This window comes from Streptomyces sp. NPDC028289 (assembly GCF_055565975.1).
Genome location: NZ_JBVHTI010000007.1, coordinates 210,266 through 225,990, shown reverse-complemented (window position 1 = coordinate 225,990; position 15,725 = coordinate 210,266). Strand labels below are relative to the sequence as shown.

Below are 15,725 nucleotides of genomic sequence, written 5' to 3'. Positions count from 1 at the left end.
AGACCTCCGCCGGCAAACCAAGGTTGTACGGGATTTGAAAGTTCTGCGCTGAACCTGTGGCGGGTGGGTTCTGTCGTGCGACGGCTCAGTCGAACCAGCGGTCCCGCGCCAGCTCCTCCGTCCGGGACGGGTCCTCCAGAAGGGCCGCCACCTCGAAGCGGCGCGGCCACTGGCCCGCCGCCCAGGCCAGACCGGCGGCCACGCCCTCCAGGGTCGCGGCGTGCAGCACGCCGTCGCCGGTGAGGCGCCAGTCGATCTCGACGCCGTCGACGACCAGCTCCTCGTGCTCGACGTACGTCTGCGGGGTGCGCGGGCCGAGCAGGACGTGCACCGCATCCGGGACGTCGTGCTCCGTGCCCTCCGAGTCGACCGAGCCCGTCACCGACTCGCTCAGCCGCCGCACCTGGAACAGCTCGGCCAGCTCGGCGGCCCGGGACGGCCGCACGGGGAGCAGGGGGACACCGGAGGTGAAGGGCAGGAGGTCGGGCGAGTCGACGACCACCGCGTCCGCCGCGTCCACGACCTCCACCCGGCCGTCGGTCACCGCCCGCACCTCGTCGGGAAGGGTCACCTGCTCCGGGTCCAGGTCCGCCAGCGCGCCGTACAGCGCGTGCAGTTGGGCGCCGCTGACGGAGCGGTCCGGGTCGGCGAGGCGGTCGAGCAGCTCGGCGGCGCCGCCCGGCTCGTCCAGCAGGGCGGCCACCGAGGTCCGTACGCCCAGCGCGCGCAGCACCTGCTCGTCCTCGAAGCCGGTCGCGTCGGCCTCCTCGTAGAGGCCGCGCAGCAGCGGGTCGCCGCCGGCCGCCAGCAGGCCGGCCGGGCGGCGGCCGTCGAGGACCGGGTGCCCGCGCAGCCACCACGCGGTGTACGGCCGTACGACCTCGTGCGTGCCGTCGGGCAGCAGGATGCGGACCGGCTGGGTGAGGGCGTCGCGCAGCGGCGGCTGGGCGAGCAGGGCGAGGGCCTCGGGCCAGCGGTCCTCGTCGACGAGGTCCAGGTCGCGGACGGCGATCAGCTCGGTGGCGACCGGCGGGACAGGGGTGTCCGGGAAGCGGTCGAGGATGTCCTCGCACCAGACGTCGACGGCGTCGAGGAGGCCCGCGTCGTCGGGTTCCGCGAAGTCGCCCTCGCGGGGCTCCAGTTCGTCCGGGTCCAGGACGACGTCGGTGGCGCGGACGAGCGCGAAGTTCGCGAGCACCCCGCAGGCGGCGAGCGGTCCCTCGCCCCACTTCTCGGCCAACTCGGCGTCCACGGAGGCCAGTTCGCCCTCCCTGATCACCCGGGCGAAGGAGCTGCCGGGGAAGACCAGTTCACCGGCCGGGGCCAGCTCGCCGTCCTCGTCGGGGAGTGCCAGCGCGCCCAGCCACGGCTCGTCACCGGGCTCCAGACCGGCGTCCCGGACCAGCGCGAGCACGGTCTCCGCCAGCTCCTCGGCGTCCGGGGCGTCCTCCTCCCAGAGCGCGCCCCCCTCGTCGTCGAGCGAGGCCGCGACCGCGGCCCGTACCTGCGGGGTGGTGAGGACGGCGCGGGGGCTCGCGGGCAGGGCGCCGAGCTTCTCCAGGAGCGGGTGGGCGGCGTCCTGGTGGGCGACCTTGAGACCGAGCCGGGCCAGCACCTCGGGGTCGATGGCGGCCGCGTCCGCGGTGGGGAGCAGAACCTGCCGGGGACCGATCGTGGTCCGCCCGTCCGCCAAGGGCACCGGCAGGCCGGAGAGCCGGTCCGGGTCGACGCCCGCGAGGCTGTCGTAGAGCCGCCACCACCAGTCCGGGTCCTTCTCCAGACCGGCCAGGCGGTCGACGGCGTCGGCGAGCGGCAGCCGGGCGACGGACAACGTCCGCAGCTCGACGCGGCGTTCGAGACCGGCGGGCAGCAGCGTGGGCAGCACCTCGGCGAGGACCCGGACGGTCTCCGCCCCCGCCCCCTCCACGATCTCGGCGTCGCGCGGCCGCAGCGCCTCCGGAAGGTCGGAGTCGTCGCTCTCCACGGCGGGCGGCAGGAACGCGGTGCGCGGCAGCCGCTCCAGGATCGCCTGGCGCAGCGCGCCGTCCAGCTCGCCCTTGCCGAGCGGGCCGGGCACCAGGTGGATGATCCCCTCCCCCACCGGCCGCCAGTCGGCGAGGAGTTCGGCGTACGCGTCGGCCGCGCGCTGCACCAGGAAGTCGGTGAGCGGGCCGGGGGCGGCGTGCCGCCGGGTGGTGTCGAGGGGGAAGGAGGCGATGAGCAGGGCGGGCACGCCGAGCGGCTCGTCGCTGGGGGTCGGGGCGTGCACGACGGCGGCGGTGCGCGGCCGGTCGGGGGCGCCCTGCGCGTCCGTGGGCACGGCCCAGGTCAGCGACCAGTGCGGCCGCAGCCGCTCCTCGACCGGGCGGTCGGCGAGCAGGTCGGGGGTGAGCGGGCCGTGCGCGGAGACGGTACGCCAGCGGGTGGTGCCCTGCTGGGAGTCCTCCACGACGGTGAGCGGGCCGTCGGTGCGGCGGCGCAGGGTGCGTACGGTGTCGGCGGTCTCGACCACGACCTCCTCCAGCCCGGGGAGGGCGAGGAGCACGGCGTCGTCCACGGCGTCGAGGAGGCGCTCGGCGAGATCGGCGGCCGCGGTGTCCCTCAGCGGCAGGATCACGACCGTGTCGTACGGGTCCGGGGCGGTGCCCTCGGCGGCGAACGGCAGCCGGAGCAGCGGCACATGGCCGTCCCGGCGGCGGATCTCGTCCCCCAGCCCCGGGCTGTGCCGGGCGGTCTCCTCGGCCAGCTCCCGCCCCTCGGCGAGGGACCAGCGCACCCCGCCGTGCCGCCCCACTACCGCGGGTTCGTCGGTCACGGCCAGCACGGCGGCGAACCCGACGCCGAACCGCCCCACCGCCCCTTCGCTGTCCCCCCGCTTCGCGGAGGCGCGCAGGGTGGAGAGGGACTCGACGCCGGCCGCGTCCAGCGGGGCGCCCGTGTTGGCGGCGAACAGGACGCCGTCGCGGAGGGTGAGCCGGAACCGTCCGGGCACACCGGCCCGTGCCGCCGCGTCCGCCGCGTTCTGCGCGAGCTCCACGACGAGCCGGTCCCGGTACCCCCCGAGGACCAGGTCCTCCTCGGCGTTCGCGTCCTCCCGGAACCGGGCGGGGCTGGTGGCCCAGGCGTCGAGGACACCGCGGCGCAGGCGGGCGGTGCCGAAGGGGTCGGCGCCCTCGGCGGCGGGCCGCACGAACTTGCTCACGTTCACTCTCCAAGTCGACGTGAGGACGAAGGTACCGCGCGCCGGGGGGTCGCCCGTCCGACCAGCCGACTCGCCTGGCCGAGAAACGAACGACTGGTCGCGGCGCCAGGCGCTCGGCGGCTGCGGGAGCTGTCCCAGGGGGCGGCCCAGGGAGCTGTCCGGCACCCCCGAGCGGCACGGGGCGGTGCGCAACGCGCGTCCACCGCCGCACGGGCGCGACCGGCCACGACGGCGCCGCGGGCGACCGACGACACATCGCGGCACCATCCGACCGATCGCCCGACCCGGCGCCCCGAGCCGATTGCCGCCCCCGAGGCTGCCGTACCTTGGCGCCCAGAATCGGGCTCGTCGGCGCGTTGGTGGCTGGGTGGCGCGTCTCCTCGACATGCCCGATGGAGACATCGTCCTGTGCGCCGGCGGCCCCTTGGGCACAGCCGTCGGCCAGACCGTCTCAGGCGCCCTCGCCGAGTTCCACGGCACGCAGGGCGCCCTCCTGACCGCCCTCACGGCGGCGGCCGGCGCGCTCCTGCTGGCGGCCGGGACGGTCTCCGGCACTGCCGTGGCAGAAGGCCCGCAGCCCGGAAACGCGGGCGTCGGTCGCGAGGGACGCCGCCCGCTGAAGAAGGACGAAGAGAAGAAAGAACCCCCACCAGGGCCGCTCCCGCGAGCGAATATGCCCAAGTGGGCCGTATTCGAGGCAGGTTGTCGGCGAGGGCCTGCCCCCCCAGGAAGAGAACCTCTTCCCGATGGATACGAAAGACCCTGGTGCGCACCCAGCGCGCACTCCTGCGCCCAGCCCCGCGTTGCCGCCAGGAAGCACCCGAACCGAGGCCCGGCGGGTCTACGTCGTCCAGGCCACGTACCTGGGCCTCTGAGCCGCCCGCACATCGCGGGCGGCTCGGCCGAAGCGGTGTCGGCTACGAGTGGCCCAGCTCCGCCGACGTCTCGTCCTCAGTCGCCGGTACCGAACCGGAGTCGGAGGCGGGGCGGAGGGGGAAGGGGTCGACTCTCGTCTCGTCGATGACCGGCGGGGCCGGCTGGGGCGGCTTCGGCATGACCGCGGCCTCCGAGTGGCCGCCGCAGCCGTAGGAGAGGGAGACGACCCGGCCGTCGGCCGGGGAGAACTCGTTGGCGCAGACGCCGAAGGCCTGGCCGAGGGAGCCGCCGATGGGGGTGAGGAAGCCGCAGCTCACGCAGGTGGCGGGGGCCGCCTGGGCCATGGGGGTCTTGGCGCCGTACGCATCCTCCCAGCGGTCGGCGGCGATGTGCAGGCCGTAGCGGGACAGGACCCGGGCGCGGCGCATGCCGAGTTCCTCGGCGACCGAGGCGATGGTGCCGCGGGAGGGGACCGTCGGCAGGTGCGCGGGCGTGCCCGCGGTGACCTCGGCGTCCTCCGCCTCCGCCAGCTCCTCCATCTCCGCCGAGATCGGGGAGTTCGGCTCCGGTCCGTCCTCGCCGGTGTAGCCGGGCTCCAGGCGGAGGTCCTCGGCCTCGGTGGGCAGCAGGTCGCCGGGGCCCATGTCGCCGGGGCGCAGCCGCTCGCTCCACGGCACCCACTCGGGGGCGAGGAGGGCGTCGGGGCCGGGGAGGAGGACCACCTCGTCCAGGGTGACGACCTTGGCGCGGGAGGCGCGGGCCACCGTCACCGCCCAGCGCCAGCCGCGGTACCCCAGTTCCTTGCACTCGAAGAAGTGCGTGACCACGCGATCGCCCTCGGCCACCGCTCCGGCGTGCTCGCCGACCACCCCCGGTGCGGCGGCCTCCTCGGCGGCCCCACGGGCGAGGTCGACGGCCTCGGCGCACAGACGGTCGGGGGTGCGGCTTCGCGTTGTCGCTGCGCTCACAGGTATCGCTTCTCTCCTACGCCGTCTCACGAGTGCGGTTGCCTCCGGCGGTGGGGCGGACGGAGCGGACCTGTGGGCCGCATCGACGTCCGCGTCCGATCGCGCTCGGGCGCACCTATGCCATCCATTCTGCTTTATGGCTGAGATACGCACGCTACCCCGTCGCCGGTGGTGGGGGACAGTCCGGCGTGCGAGCGGGGTGGGGGAGAGCCGACGGGGGTGGGGCGGCGGAGCGTTTCGGAGTGCGGGTGGGGGTGCGTTTCGGGGGCGCCGACGGGGGCGTGTTCTGAGTGCGGGTGGAGGTGTGTTCTGGGGTGGTGGCCGGTTGTGGGACGGGTGCGGGTGGGTGGGGGCTGGTCGCGCAGTTCCTCCCCCGGCCTCGGCCGGGGGTACCCCCAGCGCCCCTGGCGGGGCGCTGCACAGCCGCGTCCTACCTGGCTGCGGGCAGGCGTGCCGCAGGGCGGCACGGGTGGGCGCTGGGGGTCCCCCCGGCCGAAGGCTGGGGGGAGGCACCCGGCCGGCGCCGGTGAGCAAAACCCCCCTGCCCCAGGCGTCCCTGCGACTCGCTTGGTCACAAAGTGCACTAGGAACTGCACTCTCAGGGCACTATGAAGCACGTGGCAACCGCGAGGTCACCCCAACGCACTGTCGGGGTCGGTAGCGGTGCGGGCCGGATGCGCGGTGCCGTCCGCTCGGTCGGCCGTGCCCTGCACCTTCCGGTGACCGGTACCGCCCGCGGCATCCGCAAGGCCACCCACGCGCACGGCGCCGGCGAGTCCGGGCTGGGGAAGCTGATCGAACTGCATGCGGTCAACGGCGCGGGGGACGTGATGATCACCGTCGCGCTCGCCTCCACCGTGTTCTTCTCCGTGCCCACCGACGAGGCCCGCGGCCGCGTCGCGCTCTACCTCGCCATCACCATGGCGCCCTTCACCGTCCTCGCCCCTGTCATCGGCCCGCTGCTCGACCGGCTGCCGCACGGCCGCCGGGCCGCGATGGCCGGTGCGATGCTCGCCCGGGCGCTGCTCGCGCTGATCATCGCGGGCGCGGTGGCCGGCGGCGGCCTGGAGCTGTATCCGGCCGCGCTCGGGGTGCTGGTCGCGTCGAAGGCGTACGGCGTGGTGCGCAGTGCCGTCGTGCCCAGACTCCTGCCGCCCCGGTTCTCGCTGGTGAAGGCCAACTCGCGGGTGACCCTCGCCGGGCTGCTCGCCACCGGGGTCGCCGCCCCGGTCGGGGCCGGGCTGCACGCGATCGGCGACCCGTGGCCGCTCTACGGCGCCTTCGTGATCTTCGTGGCGGGAACCTTTCTCTCCTTCTCCCTCCCCCCGAAGGTCGACTCCGCCAAGGGCGAGGACGTGGCGCTGCTCGCCGCCGACGAGGAGCACCTGCACGGCCCGCTCCGCAAGGAGACGAGGCGGCCGGGACTGCGGACGGTCGGGCCCGCCGTCACCCACGCCCTGGGCGCCAACGCCGCGCTGCGCTGCCTCTCCGGCTTCCTGATCTTCTTCCTGGCGTTCCTGCTCCGCGAGCACCCGCTGACCGGCGAGAGCGCGGCCGTGTCACTCGGGATCGTCGGGGTCGCGGCGGGCGCCGGCAACGCGCTCGGTACGGCCGTCGGGTCGTGGCTGCGCTCCCGGGCGCCGGAGATCATCATCGTGGCGGCGGTGGCCCTGGTGCTCGGCACGGCGATCGTCGCGGCGCTGTTCTTCGGCGCCTTCCTCGTGGCGGTGCTGGCGGCGATGGCCGGTTTCGGGCAGGCGCTGGCCAAGCTCTCGCTGGACGCGCTGATCCAGCGGGACGTGCCGGAACTGGTGCGCACGTCCGCGTTCGCGCGCTCGGAGACGCTGCTCCAGGTGGCCTGGGTGTTCGGCGGCGCGGTGGGCATCGTGATGCCGCTGAACGGCACCCTGGGACTGGTGGTCGCCGCCGCGATCGTGGCGGCCGGCTGGCTGGCCACCCTGCGCGGCCTGCTCAGCTCCGCCCGGCACGGCACCCGCCCGCGAGTGGCGTAACGAACCGGGCACGCCGTACCCCACATGGGGAGACGGCCCGGAGCGCCCGATAGCCTTCGGCCATGACCACGCTGCAATCCCGCTCGCGACGCCGCCGCGTCGTCGCCGCCGCCGGCGCCGTTTCCGCCGGACTGCTCGTCCTGTCGGCCTGTGACAAGCCGACGCCGATCGCCACGATCACCGTCGGTACGAACTCGGTCAACTCCGAGGCCACCTGCTACAACGACGGCAAGGCCCTGGACACGGAGTCCCTCACCAAGTGCCTGAAGGACACCGGGATCAAGTCCATCAAGGTGGACCCGGACGACACGGTCCGCTTCGGCGTCGACCCGAAGATCGCGGACAACGGCTGGACGATCCTGATGAACGGTCAGGCGCTCACCGACTCCAGCACCAAGACCTACCGCACGATCCCGGGCAGCGTGTTCTTCAACGCCCAGTACGGCGCCTCCGGCAACTCGACCCTGGTCTCCATCAAGGAGGGCGACAAGTCGGTGCTGGGCCTGTGGTCCTTCAAGCTCAAGAAGGACGCCTGACCACGTCCGCCGCGCGGATCCTCGTAGCCACCGCGGTCCCGGCGGAACGGGACGCGGTGGCCCGGGCGTTCACCCGTCCGAAAGAGGTACGGCTGCCGGCCGCGACGCTGCTGCGCACCGCGGGGGGGTACGACCTCCTCGCCGCCGGGGTCGGTCCGGCCCTGGCCGCCGCCGGCACGGCGACCGCCCTCACCGCCGCCGCCCTCGACGACCGCCCCTACGCGCTGGTCGTCTCCGCCGGGATCGCCGGCGGTTTCCAGCCGGAGGCCCCCGTCGGCTCCCTGGTCGTCGCCGACGAGATCACCGCGGCCGATCTGGGCGCCGAGACGGCCGAGGGGTTCCTGCCGGTCACCGAACTGGGCTTCGGAACCGTCAGTCACCGCCCACCAAATTCACTCGTACGAGTTACGGCTCAGGCCACCGGAGCCCGCCCTGGAGCGGTACTCACCGTCTCCACGGTGACCGGAACCGCCGCCCGCGCGGCCGCACTGCGGACCCGGCACCCGGGCGCCCTCGCCGAGGCCATGGAGGGCTTCGGCGTCGCCGAGGCGGCCGCCGCGCACGGCGTGCCCGTGCTGGAACTGCGCGCGGTCTCCAACCCCGTCGGCCCCCGCGACCGTGCCGCCTGGCGCATCGGCGACGCCCTGGCCGCCCTGACCGAGGCCTTCGGGAAGCTCGTGCCCGCCCTGGAGAGTTGGAACGCACATGACCACCGCTGACCCGTTGCGCATCGCGTACTCGCCCTGCCCGAACGACACCTTCGTCTTCGACGCCGTCGCCCACGGCCGGATCCCGGGCGCGCCCGCGCTCGACGTGACCTTCGCGGACATCGACATCACCAACGGCATGGCCGAGCGCGGCGAGTCGGACGCGCTGAAGGTGTCGTACGCCGTGCTGCCGTACGTCCTCGACGAGTACGCGCTGCTGCCCTGCGGGGGCGCGCTGGGGCGGGGCTGCGGGCCGCTGGTGCTGACCCGGGAGGCCGGGGCGGACCTGACCGGCCGTACGGTCGCCGTGCCGAGCGAGAAGTCGACGGCTTACCTGCTGTTCCGCCTCTGGGCCGCCGACACCCTCCCCGGTGGCGTGGGCGAGATCGTCGTCATGCCGTTCCACGAGATCATGCCGGCCGTGCGGGACGGGAAGGTCGACGCGGGGCTCGTGATCCACGAGGCGCGCTTCACGTACCAGAACTACGGCCTGCACAAGCTCGCGGACATGGGCGAGCACTGGGAGAACACGACGGGCCTGCCGATCCCGCTGGGCGCGATCATCGCGAAGCGCTCGCTGGGCGCCGAGGCGCTCACCCGCCTCGCCGACTCGATCCGTGCCTCCGTCCACGCGGCCTGGGACGATCCCGAGGTCTCCCGGCCGTATGTCATGGCGCACGCCCAGGAGATGGACCCGGCCGTCGCCGACCAGCACATCGGTCTCTACGTCAACGAGTTCACCTCGGAACTCGGCGAGGACGGTTACGCGGCGGTGCGCGGACTGCTCACCCGCGCGGCTGCCGAGGGACTTGTCCCGCCCCTCGGCCCGCACGCACTCGATTTCCCCTAGAAAAACGCACGGGACTTACCCGCTTCCGAGAGGCATATGCCTCTCGCACGGCTACACGTCCAGCTGGTCCGCGACCGCGCGCAGCAGCCCGGCGATCTTCGCGCCGGCGGCCTTGTCCGGGTAACGGCCGCGCTCCAGCATCGGCGTGATGTTTTCGAGCAGGGTCGTCAGGTCCTGCACGATCGAGGCCAGCTCGTCCGGCTTCTTGCGCTGGGCGGCGGCGACCGACGGGGTGGGGTCGAGCAGGACCACGGACAGCGCCTGGTCACCGCGCTGACCGGCGACGACGCCGAACTCCACGCGCTGGCCCGGCTTGAGTGCGTCGACCCCGTCGGGGAGAACCGAGGAATGGACGAAGACGTCACCGCCGTCGTCGCGGGAGAGAAAGCCGAAGCCCTTCTCGCTGTTGAACCACTTGACCTTGCCGGTAGGCACGTCTGTCCTCGTCCTCGTATCTTGTCGGAAACTGCTCGGAAAACTTCTGAATGCAACAGCTCTGGAACGGGCCTTGATAGCACTCGGGCGGGTCGACCACGACCCGCCGGTACCAAGGCTAATGGTCTTCGGGCGCGTGACAAGACGTCGCCCGGTTGTTCCTTCGGGCAGGGAACTACCCTGGTCGAGTGCGTGACAAAACCCAAGCGAATTCCGCCGGGCCCGGTGACCGACTGGTCCGTGCCGGAGCCGTGGTCTTCTTCATCGGTACGGTGGCCACACTCGTCACCGTGATACCGCTGTTCCTCGGTACGAAGCCTTTTCCGACGTACATGTACCTGCTGAGCATGCTCATGGGCGTCGGCTTCCTGGTCGCGGCCGCCGGAGTGCTCCAGTCGGTCGCGGCCGGACGCCGTCAGGCGCGGGAGGCGTCCTCCCGGTAGCCGGCCAGCCAGGCGGGCAGCTCGGTGAGGTCGGCGAGCACCACGTCGGCGCCGGCCGCGCGCAGTTCCCCGGCGTCACAGGGCCCGGTGGCGACCGCCACCGACAGGGCTCCCGCCTTGCGTGCCCCGCGTACGTCTCCGACGTGGTCGCCGACGTACGCGCCCGCGGCGTGCTCGCGCAGCGCCACCGCCTTCTGCTCGGCCCACAGGTCGCCGACGACGGCGTCCGGGACTATGCCGAGGTGGCCGAGGTGCAGCTTCGCGTTGGGCTCGTACTTCGCGGTCACCACCACGCTCTTCCCACCGGCGTCCCGCACGGCCGCGATCGCCTCCCGCGCACCCGGCATGGCGGGCGTCGCCGCGATGGCGATCTCCGGATACATCGCCCGGTACAGATCACTCACCTCCGCGATCCGCTCGGCCGGAAACCAGTGGATCAACTCCTCGGCAAGCGGCGGCCCCAGCCGGGTCACCGCCAGATCGGCATCGATGTACGTCCCGGTCCGCTCGGCGAGCGCCAGGTAGGTGGCGTGAATTCCGGGACGGGAGTCGATGAGCGTCATGTCGAGATCGAAACCGACGGTGAGGGGGCGAGGAGTCATATGCGCCATTGTGGGGGGTGGCCGGGGGTGGGGGCTGGGGTGGGTTGGAGGCGCTCGCGTGGGTGGGGGCTGGGGCTGGGGTGGGGACGCTTACCGGCGCTTGCAGGGTGCCTCCCCCGGCCGAAGGCTGGGGGAGGAACTGCGCGAGCAACCCCCACCGGCCCGCGGCCGCCCGACAACCGACCGGACCTCCCCCTACCGCGTCCTCTGCGACCGCCACACCACATACACGGCCGAGGCCAGCGCAGCGCCCCGTACCACCCACGGCCATGTCTCTCCCACCGCACCGCTCATCTGTCCCTGGGCGATCGGCGCGCCCCACCGCCCCGCACTGCGTCCCCACAGCCACACCAGCCCGGCCGCGACGGACAGCCCCGGTACCCACATCACCGCCAGCTTCGTCTCCGCCGGGGTGAGCCGCCGGGAGCCGTAGGCGATGGCCCAGCCGAGGACGAGCGCGAACCAGTTGCCGAGGACCGCGCCCACCACGAGCGCGGCGGCGGCGAGCAGGAGGAGGGGGTTGCTCCAGCCGGTGGCGGGGCGGGGGACGACGCGGAGTCTGCGTCGTCCGGACGGCGCGGCCTCCTCCACGGCGGGGGCGGCCTCCTCCGGCTCGTCCTCCGGCGGCTCCGCCTTCCGCAGCCGCGGCCTGCTGAGCAGCTCCGGGATCTCCACCCCGCCGACGAACCCCGGCACCCCGTCGCCGTCCCCGAACGGGCTGCTGTCCACCCGCCACCAGTCCGGCGGCGCCGCCGCGCCGTCCGGCTCCGCGGGCCGGGGGCGGGGTACGACGCGCCGCAGGTGCTCGGCCGGTGCCGCGGGCTCCGCGTCCCGTTGGACGGGGACCGCGCCCGACGGCGCCTGCGGTGCGGCGCTCGCCGTCGTACCGCCCGCCGCCTCGACGACCTCGTCGGGCGTGCCCAGCCGGTCCAGGATGCGCCGTACCGCGGCCGGACTGTCGACGGTCGCCTTCGCCCGCTGCCGGTCGATGTCGTTGCGCAGCCCGGAGACCAGTCGCATCCGCTCGGCCGACGACAACTGGCGCTGGTGCGCGATGTCCCCGACCCGGCTCAGATACTCGTAGACGACCTGATCGCTCTCGATACCCACGAAGTCCCCTCCGGGGCCGGTACGTTGCCTTGGATTACCCCGCCGGAACGACGGTAGCGCAGGCCACGGCTCATGTCGGCCTGCACACCAGCGGGTAGCGGGTCTCGGAGCAGGGGCGGTTGCCGTACTCGCGCAGGATGTCCTTGCCGCCCTGGTCGGTGAGGTGGCGCAGGATGGCGGCGATGGAACCGGCGGGCGGTTCGCCGTAGGTGCAGGCGTACTCGGTCTGCCGGTACGGGTAGGTGCCCTGCTCGACGCCTTCGAGGGTGGGCGGCAGGCCGCCGACGTCCAGTCCCCCGAATCGCCGTGTCCACCGCGTTGTTGACATCGCGCGGCGGTCAGGGAGCCCAGGGTGACGACCGGGTGCCGGGTGTTGCCGGAGGTGCCGTGATCCTCCCGCTGTAATCCATTCGCCGGACATCTCCGCAACGTTCCGTTCGCCCCGTGGCTGCCCCTTACACAGCAACGGCCGCGGGACAGGTGATCCCGGTGCCCGGCCCGCACCCGCTACCGTGGGTCGGATGAGCAACCCGGCCACCCCGCCGCGTTCCCTCGCGGAGGCGCTTCGGGCCAGGGACGACGCCTCCCTGGCCGTACTGCTGCGTGCCCGCCCCGACCTCATCACCCCCGTCCCCACCGACCTGACCCAGCTGGCCACCCGGGCCGGCACCCGCGCCTCGGTGCTGCGTGCCCTGGAACGGCTGGACCGCTTCGCCCTGCAGACCGCGGAGGCGCTGGCGGTGGCCGGCGACCCGGCGTCGTACCAGGAGCTGCTGGGCCTGATGGCCGGGGACGGCGGGGATGCGGCCGTCGCCGGCGAGCTGCCGCGGGCCGTCGCCGCGCTCCGCGACCAGGCGCTGGTGTGGGGCGACGACGACCGGCTGCGGCTGGTGCGGACCGCCCGCGAGGTGCTCGCCCCGTCCCCGCAGCACCCGTCGCCGACCGGTCTCGGCCCGACCGTGCGGGAGGCCACCTCGGGGATGTCGCCGGGCCGGATCCAGGAGATCGTGGCCGCCGCCGGGCTGCCCTCCACGCACGACTCGGTCTCCGCGGTGGACGCGCTCACCAAGCTGTTCGGCCACCGGAAGAAGATGGCGAAGCTGCTCGCCGCAGCGCCCGCCGAGTCCCGCGAGGTCCTCGCCCGGCTGGTCTGGGGGCCGCCGTACGGGCAGATCACCCCCGAACCGGCCGCGCACCTGCGCTGGCTGCTCGACCGCGGCCTGCTGCTGCCGACCGCGCCCGGCACCGTGGTCCTCCCCCGCGAGGTCGCCCTGCACCTGCGCGAGGGCCGCGCCCACCGCGAACCGGAGCCCGTGCCGCCCGCCGTCGAGCCTGCCGCCGCCCACCGTCCACAGGTTGTGGACGCGACCGCGGCCGGGCAGGCCTACACCACCCTCGCGACCGTCGAGGAGCTGCTGAAGGACTGGGACGAGGGCGGTCCCGCGGTGCTGCGGGCCGGCGGCCTGAGCGTCCGGGACCTCAAGCGGACGGCCGTCGCCCTGGACGTGCCCGAGCCGGTCGCCGCCTTCTGGGTCGAGCTGGCCTACGCGGCCGGGCTGCTCGCCTCCGACGGCGAGGCCGACGAACGCTACGCGGCCACCCCCGCCTACGACGAGTGGCTGGACCGCCCGCCGGCCGAGCGCTGGGCCCAGCTGGCGGAGGCCTGGCTCACCGCGACCCGCACCTCCGGCCTGGTCGGCGGCCGGGACGCCAAGGACCGCGCCCTGTCCGCGCTCGGCCCCGGCCTCGACCGCTCCGCCGCCCCCGAGGTACGGCACCGGGTCCTGGCTCTCCTCGCCGCGCTCCCGGAGGGCGCCGCCCCGGCCCCCGAATCCGTGCTGGCCCGGCTGCGCTGGGAACGCCCGCTGCGCGGCCCGCAACAGCACGGCGACGACCTGCGCACCCGGCTGGCCCGCTGGACCCTGTCCGAGGCCGAGCTGCTGGGCGTGACCGGGCGCGGGGCGCTGTCGGCACACGGCCGCGCGCTCCTCGGCGCACCGGCCGCGGAGAAGACGCCCGGGCAGGCCGCGGAGCCGTCCGGGCCGGGCGACAAGCTCCCGGTGCACCGGCACCACCTCTCCCCCGCCCTCGAACCCCTCTCCCCGCCCGAGCAGGCCGTCGCCACCGCTGCCGCCGGCCGGCTGCTCGCCCCGCTCCTGCCCGAACCCCTCGACCACGTCCTGCTCCAGGCCGACCTGACCGCGGTCGCCCCGGGCCCGCTGCGCCGCCCGCTCGCCGACGCGCTGGGCATCCTCGCCGACGTCGAGTCGAAGGGCGGCGCCACGGTCTACCGCTTCACGCCCGCCTCGGTCCGCCGCGCCCTGGACGCCGGCCAGACCGCCTCCGACCTGCACGCGTTCCTCGCCACGCACTCCCGCACGCCGGTCCCGCAGCCGCTCGCGTACCTGATCGACGACGTGGCCCGCAGACACGGACACCTGCGGGTGGGCGCGGCCTCGGCGTACGTCCGCTGCGACGACGACACCGTCCTCAACGAGATCATGGCCGACAAGCGGGCGTCGGGTCTGCGCCTGCGCCGCCTGGCCCCGACGGTGCTCGCCACCCAGGCCGACCCGGCCGCCCTCCTGGAGGGCCTGCGCGCGATGGGCTACGCGCCCGCCGCCGAGTCCGCCGAGGGCGACGTCCTGATCACCCGCGCCCACGCGCACCGCACCCCGCCCCGTACGGCCCCCGAGCCGGTCCCGGACGGCCCGCCGCCACCGGACTCCACCCTCCTCGCGGCGGCGATCCGCGCGATCCGCGCGGGCGACCTCGCCGCGACCACCCCGCGCAAGTCCGCCGGGGCCGCCGGGGCCGCCGTCAGGGGCGGCGAACTCCCGCGCACCACCGCCGCCGAGACCCTGGCCACCATGCAGGCCGCCGTCCTCACCGGCGACACCCTCTGGATCGGCTACGTCAACGCCGAGGGCACCGCCAGCCAACGCGTCATCGCCCCGATCCGCGTGGAGGGCGGCTTCGTCACGGCGTACGACCACACGGCGGACGAAGTCCGCACCTATCCCCTGCACCGCGTGACGGGCGTGGCAGAGCTCGCGGAGGACTGAAGCGCCCCGCTGGGGAAGCCGCGATGTGCCGTCGTTCGGCTGCAGCTGCGTCGTGGCTGGTCGCGCAGTTCCTCCCCCAGCCTTCGGCCGGGGGTACCCCCAGCGCCCCTTTCGGGGCGCCTCACTCTCGGGCCAACAGTCCCGCGCCGGTGCGTCGGAGGACTGTCCGCGGCGCCGTCGCGGCCGGTCGCGCCCACGCGGCGGCAGCCGCGTATCGACACGGCCCCGCGCCCCTTTCGGGGCGCTTCACAGTTCGGCGGCCCGGCTAGCAGTCCCGCACCGGCGCCCCGGCCGGCAGGCCGAAGTGGGCGCGGGCCGCAGCCCGCAGACCGGCGGACGGCATCTCCCGGTCGAGCCGAGCGGCAGCGTAAGGGCGGAAGTGGGTCTCCTCCCACTCCCCGTAGCCCTCGCCGTCCGGCGGCTCCTGCGCGGAGAGGACCCGGAAACCGCCGTTCGCCGGATCCCGTACCAGCCGGACCACCTGCGGTGTCTGCGCGCCGCTGCACTCGACCAGGGTGCCGCCCTCAGCGCCGTACTCCAGGCACAGCGTGTCGATGCCGGCCCGCACCCGGCCCCCGCTCTCCTCCAGTTCCAGGGCCTCCGCCCGGCAGAACCAGCGAGCCCCGAGCGCGGGCTCGTCGGTCTCCGCGTACCCGGACCCGGTCATCTCCGTCACCAGCCGCGCCTCGATCGCGGGACGCACCTGGGCCCACAGCCCGGCGTCCACCGCGCTCGACCCACGCGCCCACACCCCGGTCGCCACCAGCACCACCACGGCCCCCGCGCCGGTACCCCAGATGCGTACGGACGTCACCCCAGCCTCCCCACCGGGGCCACGCCCGTCCGTGGCCCCCTCGGACATGACACCCGAAACGGACCCAAGGTTGCACCGGACGATCAGGCATCTCCAGAAGCCGGT

At 74.4% G+C, this 15,725-nt stretch carries 13 protein-coding genes; 6 read left to right on the top strand and 7 right to left on the bottom strand.

Annotation, left to right across the window (positions count from 1 at the left end; translation table 11 throughout):
- Positions 1-85: 85 nt before the first annotated feature.
- Entirely contained in the window at positions 86-3,202 is a 3,117-nt protein-coding gene (locus ACZ4UV_RS34200) for a sacsin N-terminal ATP-binding-like domain-containing protein (protein WP_467843237.1), read from the bottom strand.
- A 917-nt stretch (positions 3,203-4,119) separates the two neighbouring features.
- On the bottom strand, positions 4,120-5,046 hold the full coding sequence (locus ACZ4UV_RS34195; RefSeq protein ID WP_351484279.1) for a DUF3027 domain-containing protein: 927 nt from the start codon (positions 5,044-5,046) through the stop codon (positions 4,120-4,122).
- A gap of 674 nt (positions 5,047-5,720) precedes the next feature.
- On the opposite strand from ACZ4UV_RS34195, the gene ACZ4UV_RS34190 reads away from it, so the two are divergent.
- The 4 genes from ACZ4UV_RS34190 to ACZ4UV_RS34175 all read left to right on the top strand — a co-directional run bounded on the left by ACZ4UV_RS34190 (position 5,721) and on the right by ACZ4UV_RS34175 (position 9,151).
- Entirely contained in the window at positions 5,721-7,058 is a 1,338-nt protein-coding gene (locus ACZ4UV_RS34190) for an MFS transporter (RefSeq protein WP_390042431.1), read from the top strand.
- Between the two features lie 62 nt (positions 7,059-7,120).
- Positions 7,121-7,594, top strand: coding sequence for a DUF2771 domain-containing protein (locus ACZ4UV_RS34185; protein WP_351484281.1), 474 nt, complete (start codon positions 7,121-7,123; stop codon positions 7,592-7,594).
- Positions 7,564-8,313: a futalosine hydrolase gene (locus ACZ4UV_RS34180; protein WP_390042061.1), complete on the top strand. Its 750-nt coding sequence runs from the start codon at positions 7,564-7,566 to the stop codon at positions 8,311-8,313. Before ACZ4UV_RS34185 ends, ACZ4UV_RS34180 begins: the two co-directional genes overlap by 31 nt.
- Positions 8,300-9,151 (top strand): 1,4-dihydroxy-6-naphthoate synthase, encoded by an 852-nt coding sequence (locus ACZ4UV_RS34175; protein WP_451022858.1) that lies wholly within the window; start codon positions 8,300-8,302, stop codon positions 9,149-9,151. Before ACZ4UV_RS34180 ends, ACZ4UV_RS34175 begins: the two co-directional genes overlap by 14 nt.
- Positions 9,152-9,202: 51 nt before the next feature.
- Here ACZ4UV_RS34175 and ACZ4UV_RS34170 read toward each other — a convergent pair whose 3' ends face one another.
- Entirely contained in the window at positions 9,203-9,586 is a 384-nt protein-coding gene (locus ACZ4UV_RS34170) for a cold-shock protein (protein WP_093501504.1), read from the bottom strand.
- 188 nt (positions 9,587-9,774) lie between these two features.
- On the opposite strand from ACZ4UV_RS34170, the gene ACZ4UV_RS34165 reads away from it, so the two are divergent.
- Entirely contained in the window at positions 9,775-10,029 is a 255-nt protein-coding gene (locus ACZ4UV_RS34165; protein ID WP_451022857.1) for a hypothetical protein, read from the top strand.
- Here ACZ4UV_RS34165 and ACZ4UV_RS34160 read toward each other — a convergent pair.
- The 3 genes from ACZ4UV_RS34160 to ACZ4UV_RS34150 all read right to left on the bottom strand — a co-directional run bounded on the left by ACZ4UV_RS34160 (position 10,002) and on the right by ACZ4UV_RS34150 (position 12,069).
- Positions 10,002-10,631, bottom strand: a complete 630-nt coding sequence (locus ACZ4UV_RS34160) for an HAD family hydrolase (RefSeq protein WP_451022856.1) — start codon at positions 10,629-10,631, stop codon at positions 10,002-10,004. The two genes, ACZ4UV_RS34165 and ACZ4UV_RS34160, sit on opposite strands and share 28 nt — an antisense overlap.
- A 195-nt stretch (positions 10,632-10,826) precedes the next feature.
- Entirely contained in the window at positions 10,827-11,741 is a 915-nt protein-coding gene (locus ACZ4UV_RS34155; RefSeq protein ID WP_467843230.1) for a hypothetical protein, read from the bottom strand.
- A 70-nt stretch (positions 11,742-11,811) separates the two neighbouring features.
- Complete coding sequence (locus ACZ4UV_RS34150) at positions 11,812-12,069, bottom strand: hypothetical protein (RefSeq protein ID WP_467843227.1); 258 nt, start codon at positions 12,067-12,069, stop codon at positions 11,812-11,814.
- A 193-nt stretch (positions 12,070-12,262) separates the two neighbouring features.
- Here ACZ4UV_RS34150 and ACZ4UV_RS34145 point away from each other — a divergent pair, with 193 nt between their 5' ends.
- Entirely contained in the window at positions 12,263-14,806 is a 2,544-nt protein-coding gene (locus ACZ4UV_RS34145) for a helicase-associated domain-containing protein (RefSeq protein WP_451020388.1), read from the top strand.
- Between the two features lie 265 nt (positions 14,807-15,071).
- On the opposite strand, the gene ACZ4UV_RS34140 is transcribed toward ACZ4UV_RS34145, so the two are convergent.
- A complete protein-coding gene (locus ACZ4UV_RS34140; protein ID WP_451022875.1) occupies positions 15,072-15,620 on the bottom strand; it encodes a hypothetical protein in 549 nt (182 codons plus the stop codon).
- Positions 15,621-15,725 lie beyond the last annotated feature (105 nt).